The organism is Rhizobium rosettiformans W3 (genome assembly GCF_004912135.1).
Classification (GTDB): Bacteria; Pseudomonadota; Alphaproteobacteria; order Rhizobiales; family Rhizobiaceae; genus Allorhizobium; species Allorhizobium rosettiformans.
In genome coordinates, this window is record NZ_STGU01000004.1 from 15,625 (window position 1) to 33,889 (window position 18,265).

Genomic DNA, 18,265 nt, shown 5'->3' on the forward strand with positions numbered 1-18,265 from the left:
AGCAGTTGTCCGGGGCTTTGGTCACTTCCTTGGCAGTTGTTTGTCTCGCCGCCTTCTCAGTCCTGGCCCTTCGGCTGCAGCGCGATCTGGCGCGCAAGCGCGAGCGAAATCAGCGTGCAGACAGCGCCGGACAGGAGGTAGAGTCCGGCCGCAAAGAGACCGAACCAGGTCGACAGCAGAAGTGCCGCGAGAGGCGCAAATCCCGCACCGAACATCCACGACAGAGCAGACACCATGGCCGATGCGGTATAGCGGTTGCGCCGGTCGAAGAGTGAGGCGATGGTGCCTGACGACTGGGCAAAGTTGAAGCCCAGCACGATGAAGCCGACCATCATGTAGATAACGACACCGGTCTCGCCCCCGTTGAGCAACAGGGGGGCCGTCAGCGCGAAGGCGCCGATCGCCCAGGCTCCCCAGACGAGGATCTTTTCGCGGCCGATCCGGTCGGACAGCCAACCGGAAAAGAGCATGGCAAGCACACCCACGGCAGCGCCGGCCGCTTCGATCAGAAGGAAGGTGCCAGGCGCCTCATCCGTGTAGAGGAAGATCCAGGACAGGGGGAAAACGGTGACCATGTGGAACATGGCAAAGCTCGCCAGCGGCACGAAGACGCCGAGCAGCACCGTGCGTCCGTCCTGCGACAAGGTGGCGCGCAGGCTCGTAGGTGTCAGCTCATTCGTCTCGAACAGTTCCTTGAACTCCGGCGTGTCGACGATGCGAAGCCGCGCAAAAAGCGCCACCACATTGATCGCGAAGGCAACAAAGAAGGGATAGCGCCAGCCCCAGTCGAGGAAGTCGGCTGCCGACAGCGTCATGACCAGATAGGCGAAGAGCACGGCCGCGACCGCCAGTCCGACGACGGCACCGAGCTGCGGGACCATGGCGTAGAAGCCACGGCTGTCTTTGGACGCCGTGATCGCGAGCAGCGGTGCGAGACCGTCCCACGTGCCGCCCAGGGCCAGACCCTGTCCGATGCGCAGAAGGGCCAGCATCGCGATCGCCCACCATCCCGCGGTCTCGTAGGAGGGCACGAGGCCCATCGCAACCGTCGATGTCCCGAGCAGGAACAGCGCCACGGTCAGCTTCGTCACGCGACCATGGCGGCGGTCGAGCATGGTAAACAGCACTGTTCCCAATGGGCGCGCCACGAAGGCGAGTGCCACGAGCACAAAGGACCACAGTGTGCCGGTCAGCGGATCGAGAAACGGGAAGATGCGCGCCGGGAAGACGATGACCGAGGCGATGGCGAAGACGAAGAAATCGAAGAATTCGGACGTGCGGCCAATGATGACGCCGACAGCGATATCGGAAGGGGAAACGTGATGATCGTCTTCAGACGTCGTGCGCCCCTTCTGGGCGGTGGGAGATGTAGAACCGGTCAGGCTCGCCATAACGCGTGCTCACTTTCTGGCTTGAACGGGGCGAACCTGCATGGGGGGAATGCACTCCGCGCCTCAGTCTAACATGGCGCAAAGCGATGCCGCAGCTGCGGCCAAATTGACAGGTGACAAATTGTCGTATGTGCTGCACCGCAAAACCCAACTAACTACCTTGACGAATATCAATGGTCGTCGAGTAGCGTTCGGGGGGACCCCTGCTCTGTGACCCGTCAGTGTATCAGGGTAAGAGATGCAGAAGCTTCGCCTCCCGAAAATACTGGCCGCCCTCGGGGCGGTCCTGTTCCTGTCCGCCTGCAAGGCCGAAGTCCTTGCTCCCACCGGCGATATCGCCGCCCAGCAGCGTGATCTGCTCGTCATCTCGACGCTGCTGATGCTGGTCATCATCATTCCGGTGATGGTGATGACCTGCTGGTTCGCCTGGCACTATCGTGCGGCCAACAAGGACGCGATCTACAAGCCGAACTGGTCCCACTCCACCAAACTCGAGCTGATCATCTGGGCGATCCCTCTGATGATCATCATCTGCCTGGGTGCGCTGACCTGGGTCGGAACCCATCTCCTCGATCCCTACCGCCCGCTGGCACGCGTCTCCGAAGAGCAGCCGCTCGATCCGCAGCAGGAGCCGCTGGACGTTCAGGTGGTCGCACTCGACTGGAAGTGGCTCTTCATCTACCCGCAATACGGCGTTGCCGCCGTCAACGAACTGCCGGTTCCGACCGATCGTCCAATCCGCTTCTCGTTGACCTCGTCCTCCGTGATGAACGCCTTCTACATCCCGCATATGGCCGGCATGATCTATGCGATGCCCGGCATGCAGACGACCCTGCACGGGGTGTTCAATCAGGAGGGCACCTTCCAGGGCCTCGCTTCGCACTACTCGGGCGCAGGCTTCTCCGGCATGCGTTTCAAGGCAAAGGCAACGGATGCCGCAGCCTTCGAGGCCTGGGTCGAAGAGGCGCGCGCCGGCAGCGAAAAGCTGGACCGCGCAAAGTATCTTGAACTTGAGCGCCCCAGCGAGAACGTCACGCCCGTGACATTCGCCAGCGTCGATCCGCAGCTCTTCCCCCGCGTCGTCAACATGTGCGTCGAAGAGGGCAAGATCTGCATGGCCGAGATGATGGCGCTCGACGCCCAAGGCGGCACGGGCATCGCCGGCACGGTCAACATGAGCGCGCTGATCTACGACAAGCATGAGCGTCGTGGCACGCGCGAGCCGGTCTTCGGCTGGGAGCCTTTCAAGGTTCTGGGCTTCTGCTCGGTCGAAGAGCTGGAACAGATGCTGGCCGCAAAGCCCGCCTCGTTCAACGACAAGCCCGTCATCTCGGGTCCCCTGATGGGACACAACATGACGCAGCCGGCATCGCCCTTTGGCGGTGAGGCCGAACGTTTCCTCACGCTCGTCCGGCAGGCATCCGGCAATGCGCCGCAACTCTGACAGGAATTCGGCATGGCCACTGCAATAGACCATTCCACCACGTTTCTTCTCGGCCGCCTCAACTGGAGTGCGATCCCGACCGATCCGATTGTTCTCTCGACCTTCGTGGTCGTCGCGATTGGCGGCGCTGCAACGGTTGCCGCGCTGACCTACTATCGCCTCTGGGGCTATCTTTGGCGCGAATGGCTGACCTCGGTCGACCACAAGAAGATCGGCATCATGTACATCATACTGGCGCTGGTCATGCTGGTGCGCGGCTTTGCCGACGCCATTATGATGCGCCTGCAGCAGGTGCTCGCCTTCAATGGCTCAGAGGGCTATCTCAACGCTCACCACTACGACCAGATCTTCACCGCCCATGGCGTGATCATGATCTTCTTCGTGGCGATGCCCTTCGTCACCGGTCTGATGAACTATGTCGTGCCGCTGCAGATCGGCGCGCGTGACGTCTCCTTCCCCTTCCTCAACAACTTCTCCTTCTGGATGACGGTTGGTGGTGCCGTTTTGGTGATGGCCTCGCTCTTCGTCGGCGAATTCGCCCAGACGGGGTGGCTCGCCTTCCCGCCGCTGTCGGGCATCGGCTACAGTCCATGGGTCGGGGTGGACTATTATATCTGGGGTCTGCAGATTGCCGGCGTCGGAACGACATTGTCAGGCATCAACCTGCTGGTCACCATCGTCAAGATGCGGGCACCGGGCATGACCCTGATGCGCATGCCGGTCTTCACCTGGACAGCACTCTGCACCAACATCCTCATCGTGGCCTCCTTCCCGGTGTTGACGATGACGCTGATCCTTCTGACGCTAGATCGCTATGTGGGAACGAACTTCTTCACGAACGATCTCGGCGGCAATCCGATGATGTACATCAACCTCATCTGGATCTGGGGTCATCCGGAAGTCTACATCCTCATCCTGCCGCTCTTCGGCGTCTTCTCTGAGATCACCTCGACCTTCTCGGGCAAGCGCCTCTTCGGCTACAGCTCGATGGTCTATGCCACCGTCTGCATCACCATCCTCAGCTACATCGTCTGGCTGCACCACTTCTTCACCATGGGTTCGGGTGCCTCGGTGAACGCCTTCTTCGGCATCACCACCATGATCATCTCGGTGCCGACGGGTGCCAAGATCTTCAACTGGCTCTTCACCATGTACAAGGGAAGGGTGCGCTTCGATCTGCCGATGATGTGGACGGTCGCCTTCATGCTGACCTTCACAATCGGCGGCATGACGGGCGTTCTTCTGGCGGTTCCGCCGGCAGACTTCGTCCTGCACAACTCGCTCTTCCTGGTGGCACACTTCCACAATGTCATCATCGGCGGCGTCCTCTTCGGCTGCTTTGCCGCGATCGCCTACTGGTGGCCCAAGGCCTTCGGCTTCAAGCTCAACGTCTTCTGGGGCAAGGTCTCTTTCTGGAGCTGGGTCAGCGGTTTCTGGCTCGCCTTCATGCCGCTCTATGTGCTCGGCCTGATGGGCGTCACCCGCCGCATGCGCGTCTTCGATGATCCCGATCTCAGGATCTGGTTCATCCTGGCAGCCCTCGGTGCCTTCCTGATTGCCATCGGCATCGCCGCCTTCTTCATCCAGATCGCCGTCTCGATCTGGCAGCGCAAGGACAACATGGACGTGACCGGCGACCCCTGGGATGGCCGCACGCTGGAATGGGCGACCTCTTCTCCCCCGCCGTCCTACAACTTCGCCTTCACGCCTGTCGTCCATGACCTCGACGCCTGGCATGACATGAAGCAGGTCGGGCAGACGCGTCCGAAGGCGCCGTATATCCCGATCCACATGCCGCGTTACACCGGCACGGGTGTGATCATCTCAGGCCTGGCCACGATCTGCGGCTTCGCTCTGGTCTGGTACATCTGGTGGCTGGCGGCCCTGTCTTTCCTCGCGATCATTGCCGTCTCGATCGCCCACACCTTTAACTACGACCGGGACTACTACGTCCCCGTCGACGAGGTCGAGCGTGTCGAAAAGGCCCGTGACCGCGAACTGGCAAGCGTAGGAGCGTAACGACCGTGAGTACCGTCACCCAAACCGATACGCCTGCTGTCTATTGGGAAACCGAGCCGCATCATCATCCGGAAGGCGCGTCCACGCGGCTCGGCTTCTGGATCTACCTGATGAGCGACTGCCTGATGTTCGCAGTCCTCTTCGCCGTCTTCGGCGTGGTCGGTCAGAGCTATGCGGCCGGCCCGGGCCCGAAGGCGCTTTTCGAACTGGAGCTGATCGCCATCAACACCGGCTTCCTGCTGGTCTCCTCGATCACCTTCGGCTTTGCCATGCTGTCGATGTATGAGGGTCGCCAGGCCCGCATGCAGGCATGGCTGGCGGTGACCCTGCTGCTCGGCCTCGCCTTCCTGGCGCTGGAACTCTACGAGTTCCACCACCTGATCGAACTCGGCGCCGGTCCGCAGCGTTCGGCCTTCCTGTCGGCCTTTTTCGCACTCGTCGGCACGCACGGTCTGCACGTCCTGTTCGGCTGCATCTGGCTCGTGACCCTGATGGTCCAGGTCAACCAGAAGGGTTTGATCCCGGCCAACACCCGACGCATGGAATGCCTCAGCATGTTCTGGCACTTCCTCGATGTCATCTGGATCGGTGTCTTCACCTTCGTCTATCTCCTGGGGATGATCTGATGTCCAAACCTTCCATCCAGCCCCATGGCCATCACGAGCACGGCCACGACAACAGCGGCCACGATCATGGCAGCTACCGCTCCTATCTGACCGGCTTTGTGCTGGCCGCGATCCTGACGATCATACCCTTTGCCATCGTCATGAGCGGCGGCTTCGACAGCCGCGTCCTGACCGCGGTGACGGTGATCGGCTTCGCCGTCGTCCAGATACTCGTCCATATGGTCTACTTCCTGCACATGAACACACGCTCGGACGAAGGCTGGACCATGTTGTCGATGATCTTCACCATCATCGTGGTGGTGATCATGATCGCCGGCTCGGTCTGGGTCATGTACAACCTCAACACCAACATGATGCCATCGATGGATCACGAGAGCTTCCAGGGCTTCGGCTCCTGAGCGAACAGGTGAGGCAATGACGCGGACGCGCAGACCGTGGTGGTTCATCGGGCTGGGCATCCTTGCCATCGGCCTGCTCGTCGGCCTCGGAGTCTGGCAGGTCCAGCGCTTGCAATGGAAAACGGCGCTGATCGAACGCGTCGAGGCGGGGCTCACCGCCCCGCCTTCGGCCTCGCCTGGCCCAGGTGATTGGCCGGCACTCACCTTCGACACGGCGGAATATCGTCGCGTCGAGGTGAGCGGCAGCTACCTTCAGGGCGACGATATCCTCGTCAAGGCCGTGACGACGCGCGGATCCGGCTTCTGGGTCATGTCGCCCTTTCAGTCGAGTGACGGATGGCGCCTCTTCATCAACCGGGGCTTCGTGCCGGACGATACCCAATCAGCCGACGATCGTCCCCTCCCGCAGGGTGAGCAGACCGTCACAGGCCTCCTGCGTCTCACCCAGCCGGGCGGCGCCTTTCTGCGAGACAATGATCCCGCGGGCAATCGATGGTTTTCCCGCGACACGATCGCCATGGCCGAGGTCCTGGAGCTCGGGGAGGTTGCTCCCTATTTCATCGATGCCGATCAGAGCGGCGAGGGCCTGCCGATCGGCGGCCTGACGGTGGTGACCTTCCCCAACAATCATCTTGGCTACGCCTTCACCTGGTTCGGTCTGGCTGCTGTCTTTGCCTTTCTGCTCTATCGCGCGACCCGACCGGAGGCCTCTGAGCACTAGCACTCTTCGTGCTCACGACACCTCGTATCGATTGGCCAAGGTCGTCGACAATTGGGCCGCGAACCGGGCTGCTGCGACCGGAAGCGTCCGCCCGCGCAACTGCCCCATATAGAGTACACCCGCCGGCACATCGCGTTTGTCGAGCGGTCGCGTGATCATCTCCCCGGTCATCGTATGGTCCGAAAGCCCGATCGGGATTTGGAAGGTGATGATGTTCTCCGCGACCGCATGATTGCGCAGGAACTCGAAACTGTCCGATTCGATCACCGGCTCCAGCCGATAGGATGATTTCTGCGCCGCCATGTCCATCAGGTGCCGGACGCCGAAGGGGACTGTCGGCAGGGAATAGGGATAGGCTAGGCAGTCGCTCAGCCGGATGGTGTCCTTGGCTGCCAGAGGATGGTGCGGCGCCATCACCACATGCACCGGCTGATGCACCCGGATCAGCGTCATGAAATCGGCCATCCTGACCGGCTCGAAGACGATCGCCAGATCCGCCGAGTGATCGACCAGCGACTGCTCCGCCGCCTGGCGGTCGCGCAGATGCACGCCGAAGGTCACCGCCGGATGGTCCTTTCGATAGTGCGCGATCTGATGCGGCAGGAAATAGGGCAGGAGCGCCTGGCTGCAGGCAATCGACACATGACCGCGACGAACGCCTGAAAGGTCCGCGATCTGTGAGCGCACCCGCTCCATGTCGGAGATCTGGTTGCGGATGTGATGGATCAGGATCTCGCCGGCACTCGACAGCCGCACCCCATGGGGCAGCCGCTCGAAGACCGGCACGCCCAACTCCTCCTCCAGCGCCAGAATACGCCGATTGAGCGCCGTGGACGTGATGGCCAGCGATTCCGCGGCCCCACGGATGGAGCCGGCCTTGGCGACGGCATCGATGTAACGCAGCGAAGTCAGGTGCCGCATGTGAAATCTCCGATGGTGATGCAAAGTTTGCAGCAGCTCGCGCAAAACTTAGCACAAGACAGAAGCGGCGCCATATGGGTTACTCAAAGGTGAACGCGGAGCGCCATAGAAAATCAGGGGAACCAGCGCCCGCCCGAGCTTCACTGTTCATCCTGATCTGGGAGATCCTTTATGAGCCAGTTTCTTATGCCGAGCCGCCGCCAGTTTTTGCGCCAGTCAGCCGGCCTCGCAGGCCTTGCCGCCGCAAGCAGCGTGCTTCCTTTCAATATCGCCCGCGCCGCAGGTCTGACCGTCGGCTTCATCTATGTCGGCCCGAAGGATGACTTTGGCTACAACCAGGCTCACGCCGAAGGCGCTGCCGCGATCAAGGCGATTGAAGGCGTGACCGTGGTCGAAGAAGAGCAGGTGCCGGAAACGGTCGACGTCCAGAAGACCATGGAGAGCATGATCAACTTCGACGGCGCCACGCTGCTCTTCCCGACCTCCTTCGGCTATTTCGACCCCCATATCCTGACCATGGCGCCGAAATATCCCGATGTCCGCTTCGAGCATTGCGGCGGCCTCTGGACCCCGGACAAGCCCGCCAATACCGGTTCCTATTTCGGCTATATCGGCATGGGCCAGTATCTGAACGGCATCGTTGCCGGTCACATGACCAAGACCAAGAAGATCGGCTTCGTGGCTGCCAAGCCCATTCCGCAGGTCCTGCTCAACATCAACTCCTTCCTGCTCGGTGCCCGCGCCGTCGATCCCACGATCACCTGCCAGGTCATCTTCACGGGTGAATGGTCGCTCGCCGTCAAGGAAGCGGAAGCCACAAACGCACTCGCCGACCAGGGCGTCGACGTCGTCACCTGCCATGTTGATGGCCCGAAAGTCGTCATGGAAACCGGTGCCGGTCGCGGCATGTTCCTCTGCGGCTACCACGCCAACCAGAGCCCGCTGGCGCCTGAGAAATATCTGACCGGCGCCGAGTGGAACTGGTCCAAGGTCTATACCGACATGGTCAACACGACGCTGTCAGGCGGCACCATCGACAACTTCGTCCGTGGCGGCCTTGCGGAAGGCTTCGTCAAGATGAGCCCCCTCGGACCGGCCGTCACCGAGCCGGCACGCAAGCAGTTCGACGCGACGCTTGCCGAAATCATGAAGGGCGGCTTCTCGGTCATCAAGGGACCGCTGAAGGACAACAAGGGCAATGTCATCGCCACCGAAGGCCAGGCCTTCGCCGAGACCGATGTTGCGCTCGAGAGCATGAGCTACCTTGTCGAGGGCGTCGTCGGATCGACCTCGTAAAGAGCCGGGAGGGGCATGCCATGAGTGCACCGGCGGATTTCGCAAGCCAGCAGGGTCTGGCCAGACGCAGTGTTTCGCTCGAGACGATCCTGCGCTGGCTCGACCCGCTCTTCCTGCCACTGGCAGCGCTGCTCGCCGGCATGCTCCTCTTTGCCGTCTTTCTGCTTCTGATCGGCACGTCGCCCATCGAGTTCTACACCCTCGTCTACAAGGCGGGCTTCGGCACCTCCTTTTCCTGGACCAACACGCTCGCCCGCGCGGCACCGCTTCTTCTCGCCGCCCTCTGCGTCGCGCTGCCGGCCCGGCTGGGCCTCGTGGTGATCGGCGGAGAGGGTGCGATCGTGCTGGGGGGGGTCGGCGCCGGTGCGGTTGCCATGCTGGCGCCGGGCATGCCGGGTCCGGTCGGGATCCTCGCCATGATGATCGCGGGTGCATTGGTTGGTGCCATATGGATCGGCGGCATCGGGGCTCTCAGGCATTTCCGTGGGGTCAACGAGACAATCTCCAGCCTGCTGCTGGCCTATATCGCGATCGCTCTTATGAACCATCTGGTGGAAGGACCGCTCCGCGATCCCGCCAGCCTCAACAAACCCTCCACGGCACCCCTGCCGGAACTCTACCGAATTGGCGAAATCCCGGGAATCGGCGTGCATTGGGGGCTCGCAGCCGGCATCATCGCCTGCATCCTCTGCTGGGTGCTGATCGAAAAGACGACCTTCGGATTTGCAGCCCGCATTGTCGGCGGCAACATCAGGGCCGCCCAGGTCCAGGGTCTGCCGGCCGGCCTGCTGATGATCGGCTTCACGGCACTTGGCGGCTCTCTCGCTGGCCTCGCAGGTGCCTTCGAAGTGGCGGCCGTCCATGGCTCGGCCAATGCCTCGCTCGCCGGCGGCTACGGCTATACCGGAATCCTCATCGCCTTCCTTGCCCGTCACAACTGCCTGGCGATCATTCCGGCCACCCTGCTCTTCGCCGGCTTCGAGGCGTCGAGTGGCCTCGTTCAGCGCAGGCTCGACCTGCCGGATGCCACCATCGTGGTCTTCCAGGGCATGATCTTCATCGCCATCCTCCTGTCCGACGCGTTCCGTGATCGCATCACGCTGGATGGCCTTCTGCTGAAGGGGAAGCGCGCATGACGGATATCGGTCTCTGGGGCGTGCCCCTTGCCATCCTCGGCGGGGCCATCCGCGTCTCCACACCTTTCATCTTCGTCAGCATCGGTGAATGCCTGACGGAACGCTCCGGCCGCATCAATCTCGGCCTCGAAGGCACGCTCGTCTTCGGCGCGATGAGCGGCTATGCCGTCGCCTATCATACCGGCTCCGCCTGGGCGGGTACGCTCGCGGCTGCTGTCTCCGGTCTCCTCTTCGGTCTTCTGCACGGCTGGATCTGCAAGTTCCCCAAGGTCAACGACATTGCGATCGGCATCGCCCTGATGATCTTCGGCTCGGGCCTCGCCTTCTTCTTCGGCAAGCCCTACGTCCAGCCCGTCGCGCCTGATCTGCCGTCGATCCCGCTGGGCTTCTGGTCGGATATCCCGCAGGTCCAGGCGGCCCTCAACGTCAACGTCCTCTTCCTCGTCGGCATCGCACTCGCTTTCCTTGCCGCCTGGGCTCTGAAAAACACCCGTGTCGGCCTCACCATCCGGGTCGCCGGCGACAGCGCCGATGCGGCGCGTGCGCTCGGCATCAATGTCAATCGTGTGCGGCTCTGGTCTACAGCGGTCGGCGGTGCGCTGGCTGGCGTCGGCGGCGCCTATCTCTCGCTTTACTATCCCGGCAGTTGGAACGAAGGCATTTCCTCAGGCCAGGGCCTGATGGCGGTGGCCCTCGTCATCTTCGCTCGCTGGAACCCGGTCCATTGCCTCTATGCCTCGCTGCTCTTCGGCGGCGCAGGGGCGCTCGGGCCAGCGCTTCAATCGGTCGGCGTCACCCAGGGCTACTACCTCTTCTATGCCGCACCCTATGTGCTCACCCTTGGCCTCCTGATCGCGATCAGTTCGCGCACCAGGGCCATGGTCTCGGCCCCCGGCGAACTCAGCATCACCAAATAGGAGCAGGATCCATGAACGGACTTGGCGGTCTCAACAAGTCGCCCGAGGGCGTGGTCATCGGCCTCGTGCAGCTGCAATTGCCGAACACGGTCACCCGGGCCGATCTCGCGGCCCAGACAGATAAGGTCGTCGGCATGGTCGCAAAGGCGCGGCGCAACATCGCCGGCATGGATCTCGTCGTCTTCCCTGAATATGCCCTGCATGGCCTGTCGATGGATACGAACCCGGAGATCATGTGCCGGATGGACGGCCCGGAAGTCGCAGCCTTCAGAGAGGCCTGCCGCGACAACCGCATCTGGGGTTGCTTTTCGATCATGGAATACAATCCCGGCGGCAATCCGTGGAATACCGGTCTTATCATAGACGACCAGGGCGAGATCAGGCTCTATTACCGCAAGCTCCACCCTTGGGTACCGGTCGAACCCTGGGAACCCGGCGATCTCGGCATTCCCGTCATCGAAGGCCCCAAAGGCTGCAAGCTCTCGCTGATCATCTGCCACGACGGCATGTTCCCGGAAATGGCACGTGAGGCAGCCTATAAGGGTGCCGAAATCATGCTGCGCACGGCGGGTTACACCGCCCCGATGCGCGAGGCCTGGCGCTTCACCAACCAGTCCAATTCCTTCTGCAACTTGATGGTGACCGCCAATGTCTGCATGTGCGGATCGGACGGTACCTTCGATTCCATGGGCGAGGGGATGATCGTCAATTTCGACGGCAGCATCATCGCCCATGGCACATCCGGTCGCCCGGACGAGATCATCACGGCGGAAGTCCGCCCCGATCTCGTGCGCGAGGCGCGGCGCGTCTGGGGCGTCGAAAACAACATCTACCAACTCGGTCATCGTGGCTTTTCGGCCGTTGCCGGCGGTGCGGGCGATTGCCCCTACACCTTCATGCAGGACCTGGTGGCCGGAGAGTACAAGCTCCCCTGGGAAGACGAGGTCCAGGTGACCGACGGCACATCCTGCGGCTTCCCGAAACCCGTGCGCCGCTACGGCGAGACCAACAAGGAGGCGGCGGAATGACGACCATTAAGGCAGATCCCTATCTCTGGCCCTATAACGGCGATCTCCGTCCCGAAAACACCGCGCTGATCATCATCGACATGCAGACCGATTTCTGCGGCGTCGGTGGTTATGTCGACAAGATGGGCTACGACCTCTCGCTCACCCGCGCGCCGATCGAGCCGATCAAGAAGGTGCTCTCCGCCATGCGCGCCAAGGGCTATCACATCATCCACACCCGCGAGGGCCATCGCCCTGATCTCTCCGACCTGCCGCCGAACAAGCGCTGGCGCTCGCAGCAGATCGGCGCCGGCATCGGCGATGCCGGTCCTTGCGGTCGTATTCTCGTGCGTGGCGAACCGGGCTGGGAAATCATCGACGAACTGGCGCCGCTGCCGGGCGAAGCGATCATCGACAAGCCGGGCAAGGGCTCCTTCTGCGCCACCGATCTCGAACTCATCCTGCGCACCCGCGGCATCGAGAACATCATCCTGACCGGCATTACCACCGATGTCTGCGTGCACACGACCATGCGCGAGGCGAATGACCGCGGCTTCGAATGCGTCATTCTGGAGGACTGCTGCGGCGCCACCGACCCCGGCAACCACGCCGCGGCCATCAAGATGGTCAAGATGCAGGGTGGCGTCTTCGGCTCCGTCTCCGACAGCGAAAAGCTTGTGGACGCCCTGCCATGAGGGTCCCGGCGCAAGAGTTCAAGGCACCCGATCATGCCATGTCGGTGGAGACCGTCGGCATGACCATGCGCTTCGGCAGTTTCACGGCGCTCAACGACGTCTCGATGCGTATCGCCGCCGGCTCCTTCCATGTGCTGCTCGGCGAAAACGGCGCCGGAAAGTCGACCCTCGTCAAATGCATGATGGGCTTCTACAAGCCGACCTCGGGTCAGATGATGGTCGAGGGCCTTGAGGTCGAGATCCCCGATCCCCGTGCTGCCCATGACCTCGGGCTCGGCATGGTCTACCAGCATTTCACCCTCGTTCCCTCGCTGACCGCCGCCGAAAACCTCGTCATCAGCCGGGCGGACGCACCGGCGCTGATCGACTGGAAGAAGGAGCGTCAGGCGCTGTCCGCCTTCATGGACCGCATGCCCTTCTCCGTGCCGCTCGACATCCCCGTCGGCCGGCTCGCCGCCGGTGAAAAGCAGAAGCTGGAACTCCTGAAGCAGCTCTATCTCGGCCGCCGTTTCCTGATCCTCGACGAGCCGACCTCGGTGCTGACACCGGCGGAAGCCGACGAATTGCTCGGCATGGTCCGTGGTTTGACGAGTGCGGGGGAACTCACCTGCCTGATGATCAGCCACAAGTTCCGCGAAGTGACGGCCTTTGCCGACGAAGTCTCGGTCCTGCGGCGCGGCGAATATGTCGGCGGCGGCAAGGTCTCCGACCTCTCGACCTCCGACATGGCGGCGATGATGATCGGTGAAAAGGAGCTGGTGAAGCCGGCCGCCCGCGTCGCCTATCAGGGCGTCCCCGTCCTTTCCGTCTCCGGCGTCAGGGCCCCGGATCGCTCCGGCCTGAAGACCATCGACATCGCCGATCTCACCGTGAAATCCGGCGAGATCGTCGGCATTGCCGGTATCTCCGGCAATGGCCAGATGGAGCTGATGGAGATCCTGACGGGCCAGCGGCCGCTGGAAAAGGGCGAGATCCGCGTGAAGGCGGAGCCCTATCACGCACGCCGCGGCGAAGCCCGCAAACTCAATGTACGCTATCTGCCCGAGGAGCCCTTGAAGAACGCCTGCGCGCCGCGCATGACGGTAGCCGAGAACATCTTCTTCCGTGATTTCGACTTCACCGCAGGGAGCAGCCAGTTATGGCTCGATGGCAGCCGCATGCTCGAGCAGGCGGGCCATCTGGTCAGCGAGTACAAGGTCAAGACGGCCTCGCTCCAGTCCCCGATCGCCTCGCTCTCAGGCGGCAATGTGCAGCGCGCGGTTCTTGCCCGCGAACTGACCGGCGACGTCGATCTCCTCATCATCACCAATCCCTGCTTCGGCCTCGATTTCTCCGCCGTTGCCGAAATCCGCGCCCGTATCATGGCCGCAAGAAACGCAGGCGCCGCCGTTCTCCTGATTTCTGAAGACCTCGACGAAATCCTGGAGCTCTCCGACCGGATCCTCGTGATGTCGGACGGGCATATCGCTTACGAGACCCCTGCCGCCAACGCCGATATCGGCGAGATCGGCCGGCACATGGCAGGACATCACTGATGGCAATCATCAAGGCGCGTCCCTTCGACTTCGACCTCGATCGGGACCATGCGGCCCTCATCATCATCGACATGCAGCGCGACTTCGTCGAGCCCGGTGGCTTCGGCGAAACTCTGGGCAACAAGGTCGCTCTTCTGCAGGCGATCATTCCGGCAACCGCGCGCCTTCTTGCTGCCTTCCGCGCTGCCGGACTGCCTGTCATCCACACCCGCGAATGCCATCGCCCGGATCTTTCCGATTGCCCGCCCGCCAAGCGCGAACGTGGCAAGCCGTCTCTGCGCATCGGCGATCCCGGTCCCATGGGCCGCATCCTCATCTCCGGCGAACCTGGCGCCGACATCATTCCGGAGCTCTATCCGGTGGAGGGCGAGATCGTGCTCGACAAACCCGGCAAGGGTGCCTTCTACGCGACGCCGCTCGGAGAGATCCTGGCCGAGCGGAAGATCCGCCAACTCGTCTTCGCCGGTGTGACCACTGAGGTTTGCGTGCAAACCACCATGCGCGAGGCGAATGACCGAGGCTTCGAATGCCTGCTCGCGACCGATGCCACCGAAAGCTATTTCCCCGAATTCAAGAAGGCAGCCATCGACATGATCACCGCGCAGGGCGCCATCGTCGGCTGGGCGGCAAGCGTCGATCAGATCGTGGAGGCGCTCGATGTCTGAAGCCTTGAGTTTTCCCGATTTCCTGCGCGGAGGCTGGCAGCACTGCCAGTTCGAATACTTCCGCGACGGTGTGGAGATCTGCCGGCTTGTCACGGGTGAACCGGAAGTGGCGCTCCTGCGCTACGCGCCCGGTGCCTCCGTGCCGCGCCATTTGCACCAGGGACTGGAGACCATCCTGGTGCTCGAAGGCTCACAGAGCGACGAATTCGGCCATTATCCCGCGGGCTCGCTGGTGGCGAACCCGGAGGGCACCTGCCATTCCGTGGCCTCATCGGAAGGCTGCGTCGTGCTGATCCAATGGACGAAGCCGGTCAAAATCCTCTGATTTATGTTGCCGGCTAACATTTACTCGTTCCTGAGCTCAGTAGGAGCTCTCCAGGCTGTACCGACTGCCGGGATAGAGAAGCCGCACCGACGTCACCAGCCGGTCACCTGACCAAGTCCGTCGCCGGACCTGGAGGCAGGGTTCCGATTTGGCAATGGCCAGCAACCGGCATTCCCATGGCTGCGGCAACACCGCCTCGACGAATTGTTCGGCGCGCGAGATGGGCGCGATAGCGCTCAGATAGGCGTTGGGCGTGATCGCCCGAAAATCCTGATCGAGATAGGCGGGCGCAAGTTCGACATGGACGAAGCGATCTTCCAGCTGGATCGGTAGATCGTCTTCCTTGTGCACCATGACTGAGTGAAAGGCGGATGTGCCGGCCTTCACTTCCAGCCGGTCCGCCAGATCGTGATCGCAGACTTCCGCCTGCATCAGCACGATCTCGACGGAATGCTGGCCGCCACGCTCGGCAATTTCCTCGGCGATGTTGCGCACGTCGCTGACATTGGCCCGGCGCTTCTTCGGTGCAACGAAGGAGCCGCGCCCCTGGACGCGGATGATCACGCCTTCGCTGGCGAGTTCTCTCAGCGCCCGATGCGCCGTCATCCGGCTCACTCCCAGCATATCCACGAGCTCATTTTCGGAGGGGATGCGGAAATTGATCGGCCATTCGCCGCGTTCGATGCGCGCCTTGATCTCGGACTTCATCTGCTCGTAGAGCGGCGTATCCTGACCTTCGTCGGGAAGCGCAAAGCCTGGTTGATCATCGGACATGCTGGTCGATCCTGCTGGTGGCGAAGCGAATGTGGTGTCGCGGCGCGGCGGTCATTCCCTTATCGCTTGAGGCCTTCACGAGGCAACCTGTTCAGGGGCTGCCGCCATGTCCAAATCGGAAGCAATCTCGATGGCATAGAGGGCGCAATCCGCTCCGACGGGCGTAACGGTGAGTTCGAACGGCATCGGCTCGCAGATCAGGACATCCCCGAGCCCGACATCCGTTCGCACGCTATCCATCGTAACCGTCGCATCGCCACGAAAGACGATCGCAACGGTGTCCTTGGACATCGAAAGCCTCTGCGCAGCTCTGACGTCGATCCTCGTCATGCGATGGACGACAACCCCGCGCCGGCTCATGACGTTGAGATCGAGCGTTTCTTCACCCAGACAATCCGCCTGAACCTCGGCATTGCCGGAGAACGCGAAGGGCGGCGAGTCCACGAGAAGCGGCGGCTCCCGCCGCCCATCGACCGTCAACTGCATGCCGTCGCCCTCCAAAACGGCGATCGTCCTGTCGATCCCGGGAAAGACCGAGAACGGACCGGAGGCACCGACGGTGGCCAGGCTGATCCGCCAGTCGAACCCGCCGGATCCATCCGAAGCCGGCCGGGAGATCACCTCGCGGGTGATCCCCAGCCCGTTCTTCCAGGGCATCTTCAGGTGCTCGCCAAAGCGCTGGATGCGGATGGACATGGGCGTTTCTTGTCCCCTCAATTGCCGAGGATGCCGGGCAGGCGCAGGCCCTTTTCCTTGGCGCAATCGAGCGCGATGTCGTAGCCCGCATCGGCATGGCGCATGACGCCGGTTGCCGGGTCGTTCCACAGCACCCGTTCCAGCCGCCGTGCGGCATCATCAGTGCCATCGGCGCAGATGACCATGCCCGAATGCTGGGAAAAGCCCATGCCGACACCGCCACCATGATGCAGCGAAACCCAGGTCGCTCCCGAGGCGCAGTTCAGAAGCGCGTTGAGAAGCGGCCAGTCGGACACGGCGTCGGAGCCGTCCTTCATCGCTTCCGTCTCGCGGTTCGGCGAAGCGACAGAGCCGCTATCCAGATGGTCACGGCCAATCACGACCGGGGCCTTGAGCTCGCCATTGCGCACCATCTCGTTGAATGCAAGGCCCAGCTTGTGGCGATCGCCGAGGCCGACCCAGCAGATGCGCGCCGGCAGGCCCTGGAAGGCGATGCGTTCGCGGGCCATGTCCAGCCAGTTGTGCAGATGCTTGTTGTCGGGAAGCAGCTCCTTCACCTTGGCATCCGTCTTGTAGATATCCTCCGGATCGCCCGAAAGTGCGGCCCAGCGGAAGGGGCCGATGCCGCGGCAAAACAGTGGGCGGATATAGGCCGGCACGAAGCCTGGGAAGGCGAAGGCATTCTCGAAGCCTTCTTCCTTGGCGACCTGGCGAATGTTGTTGCCATAGTCGAGCGTCGGAATGCCCCTGTTCCAGAAGTCGACCATCGCCTGCACATGGGTCTTCATCGAGGCGCGGGCGGCAACTTCCACCGCCTTCGGATCGCTCTCCTGCTTCGCCCGCCATTCGGCGACCGTCCAGCCGACCGGCAGATAGCCGTGGATCGGATCATGGGCCGAGGTCTGGTCTGTCACGATGTCGGGGCGCACGCCACGGCGCACAAGCTCCGGGAAGATTTCGGCGGCATTGCCGAGCAAGCCGACGGATTTCGCTTCGCCCGCCTTGGTCCATTGGTCGATTAGGGCAAGCGCCTCGTCCAGCGTATGCGCCTTGGCATCGACATAACGGGTGCGCAGGCGGAAATCGATGCGGGTCTCGTCACATTCGACGGCAAGGCAGCAGGCGCCGGCCATGACGGCGGCGAGCGGCTGCGCGCCACCCATGCCGCCGAGGCCACCGGTCAGGATCCACTTGCCCTTGAGATTGCCGCTGTAGTGCTGACGCCCGGCCTCCACGAAGGTCTCGTAGGTGCCCTGCACGATGCCTTGCGTGCCGATATAGATCCACGAGCCGGCGGTCATCTGGCCGTACATGGCGAGACCCTTTTTATCCAGCTCGTTGAAATGATCCCAGGTCGCCCAATGCGGCACGAGATTGGAATTGGCGATCAGCACGCGCGGTGCATCCTTGTGGGTGCGAAATACGCCGACCGGCTTGCCCGACTGGACGATCAGCGTCTCTTCTTCCGTGAGCGTCTTCAGCGTCTCGACGATCCGGTCGAAATCATCCCAGGTACGGGCCGCCCGGCCGATGCCGCCATAGACAACCAGCTCGTGCGGCCGCTCGGCAACGTCAGGATCGAGATTGTTCATCAGCATGCGCAGCGGCGCTTCCGTCATCCAGCTCTTGGCATTGAGTTCCGGACCGCGGGGTGCGCGAACGTCGCGGATATTGTGTCTGGGATTGCTCATGGTCCTCG

The 18,265-nt window shown here is 62.5% G+C and carries 18 protein-coding genes; 13 read left to right on the forward strand and 5 right to left on the reverse strand.

Annotation, left to right across the window (positions count from 1 at the left end):
• Positions 1 to 56: 56 nt before the first annotated feature.
• Complete coding sequence (locus FAA86_RS08415; RefSeq protein ID WP_113458077.1) at positions 57 to 1,391, reverse strand: MFS transporter; 1,335 nt, start codon at positions 1,389 to 1,391, stop codon at positions 57 to 59.
• A 238-nt stretch (positions 1,392 to 1,629) separates the two neighbouring features.
• Here FAA86_RS08415 and cyoA point away from each other — a divergent pair, with 238 nt between their 5' ends.
• The 5 genes from cyoA to FAA86_RS08440 are packed head-to-tail and all read left to right on the forward strand — an operon-like array spanning position 1,630 to position 6,599.
• Positions 1,630 to 2,835, forward strand: a complete 1,206-nt coding sequence (gene cyoA / locus FAA86_RS08420) for a ubiquinol oxidase subunit II (RefSeq protein ID WP_136539742.1) — start codon at positions 1,630 to 1,632, stop codon at positions 2,833 to 2,835.
• 12 nt (positions 2,836 to 2,847) lie between these two features.
• The gene (gene cyoB, locus FAA86_RS08425; protein ID WP_136539744.1) at positions 2,848 to 4,854 is read left to right on the forward strand and encodes a cytochrome o ubiquinol oxidase subunit I; all 2,007 of its coding nucleotides are present in this window, start codon (positions 2,848 to 2,850) and stop codon (positions 4,852 to 4,854) included.
• 5 nt (positions 4,855 to 4,859) lie between these two features.
• A complete protein-coding gene (gene cyoC / locus FAA86_RS08430; protein ID WP_136539746.1) occupies positions 4,860 to 5,480 on the forward strand; it encodes a cytochrome o ubiquinol oxidase subunit III in 621 nt (206 codons plus the stop codon).
• Entirely contained in the window at positions 5,480 to 5,878 is a 399-nt protein-coding gene (cyoD, locus tag FAA86_RS08435; RefSeq protein ID WP_136539748.1) for a cytochrome o ubiquinol oxidase subunit IV, read from the forward strand. The genes cyoC and cyoD overlap by 1 nt, the downstream gene beginning before the upstream one ends.
• Positions 5,879 to 5,894: 16 nt before the next feature.
• The gene (locus FAA86_RS08440; protein WP_136539750.1) at positions 5,895 to 6,599 is read left to right on the forward strand and encodes an SURF1 family protein; all 705 of its coding nucleotides are present in this window, start codon (positions 5,895 to 5,897) and stop codon (positions 6,597 to 6,599) included.
• 12 nt (positions 6,600 to 6,611) lie between these two features.
• On the opposite strand, the gene FAA86_RS08445 is transcribed toward FAA86_RS08440, so the two are convergent.
• Positions 6,612 to 7,520, reverse strand: coding sequence for a LysR family transcriptional regulator (locus FAA86_RS08445; RefSeq protein WP_113458083.1), 909 nt, complete (start codon positions 7,518 to 7,520; stop codon positions 6,612 to 6,614).
• Between the two features lie 171 nt (positions 7,521 to 7,691).
• Here FAA86_RS08445 and FAA86_RS08450 point away from each other — a divergent pair, with 171 nt between their 5' ends.
• Genes FAA86_RS08450 through FAA86_RS08485 form a run of 8 tightly spaced genes read left to right on the forward strand, consistent with a single transcriptional unit; the run spans position 7,692 to position 15,096 of the window.
• The gene (locus FAA86_RS08450) at positions 7,692 to 8,816 is read left to right on the forward strand and encodes a BMP family ABC transporter substrate-binding protein (protein WP_136539752.1); all 1,125 of its coding nucleotides are present in this window, start codon (positions 7,692 to 7,694) and stop codon (positions 8,814 to 8,816) included.
• A gap of 20 nt (positions 8,817 to 8,836) precedes the next feature.
• Positions 8,837 to 9,952, forward strand: coding sequence for an ABC transporter permease (locus tag FAA86_RS08455; RefSeq protein WP_136539754.1), 1,116 nt, complete (start codon positions 8,837 to 8,839; stop codon positions 9,950 to 9,952).
• Positions 9,949 to 10,869, forward strand: a complete 921-nt coding sequence (locus tag FAA86_RS08460) for an ABC transporter permease (protein WP_136539756.1) — start codon at positions 9,949 to 9,951, stop codon at positions 10,867 to 10,869. Before FAA86_RS08455 ends, FAA86_RS08460 begins: the two co-directional genes overlap by 4 nt.
• 11 nt (positions 10,870 to 10,880) lie before the next feature.
• Positions 10,881 to 11,897: a formamidase gene (locus FAA86_RS08465; RefSeq protein ID WP_136539758.1), complete on the forward strand. Its 1,017-nt coding sequence runs from the start codon at positions 10,881 to 10,883 to the stop codon at positions 11,895 to 11,897.
• Positions 11,894 to 12,571, forward strand: a complete 678-nt coding sequence (gene biuH, locus FAA86_RS08470; RefSeq protein ID WP_136539760.1) for a biuret amidohydrolase — start codon at positions 11,894 to 11,896, stop codon at positions 12,569 to 12,571. Before FAA86_RS08465 ends, biuH begins: the two co-directional genes overlap by 4 nt.
• On the forward strand, positions 12,568 to 14,106 hold the full coding sequence (locus FAA86_RS08475; RefSeq protein WP_136539762.1) for an ABC transporter ATP-binding protein: 1,539 nt from the start codon (positions 12,568 to 12,570) through the stop codon (positions 14,104 to 14,106). Before biuH ends, FAA86_RS08475 begins: the two co-directional genes overlap by 4 nt.
• A complete protein-coding gene (locus FAA86_RS08480; protein ID WP_113458090.1) occupies positions 14,106 to 14,771 on the forward strand; it encodes a cysteine hydrolase family protein in 666 nt (221 codons plus the stop codon). The genes FAA86_RS08475 and FAA86_RS08480 overlap by 1 nt, the downstream gene beginning before the upstream one ends.
• A complete protein-coding gene (locus tag FAA86_RS08485; RefSeq protein ID WP_113458091.1) occupies positions 14,764 to 15,096 on the forward strand; it encodes a cupin domain-containing protein in 333 nt (110 codons plus the stop codon). The genes FAA86_RS08480 and FAA86_RS08485 overlap by 8 nt, the downstream gene beginning before the upstream one ends.
• Before the next feature lie 36 nt (positions 15,097 to 15,132).
• On the opposite strand, the gene hutC is transcribed toward FAA86_RS08485, so the two are convergent.
• The 3 genes from hutC to hutU all read right to left on the reverse strand — a co-directional run bounded on the left by hutC (position 15,133) and on the right by hutU (position 18,257).
• Positions 15,133 to 15,870 carry a histidine utilization transcriptional repressor HutC gene (gene hutC, locus FAA86_RS08490; RefSeq protein ID WP_136539764.1) on the reverse strand — a complete coding sequence of 246 codons (738 nt, stop codon included), beginning with the start codon at positions 15,868 to 15,870 and terminating at the stop codon, positions 15,133 to 15,135.
• 75 nt (positions 15,871 to 15,945) lie between these two features.
• The gene (locus tag FAA86_RS08495) at positions 15,946 to 16,566 is read right to left on the reverse strand and encodes a HutD/Ves family protein (RefSeq protein WP_136539766.1); all 621 of its coding nucleotides are present in this window, start codon (positions 16,564 to 16,566) and stop codon (positions 15,946 to 15,948) included.
• A 17-nt stretch (positions 16,567 to 16,583) separates the two neighbouring features.
• Positions 16,584 to 18,257 (reverse strand): urocanate hydratase, encoded by a 1,674-nt coding sequence (hutU, locus tag FAA86_RS08500; RefSeq protein WP_136539768.1) that lies wholly within the window; start codon positions 18,255 to 18,257, stop codon positions 16,584 to 16,586.
• Positions 18,258 to 18,265: the final 8 nt, after the last annotated feature.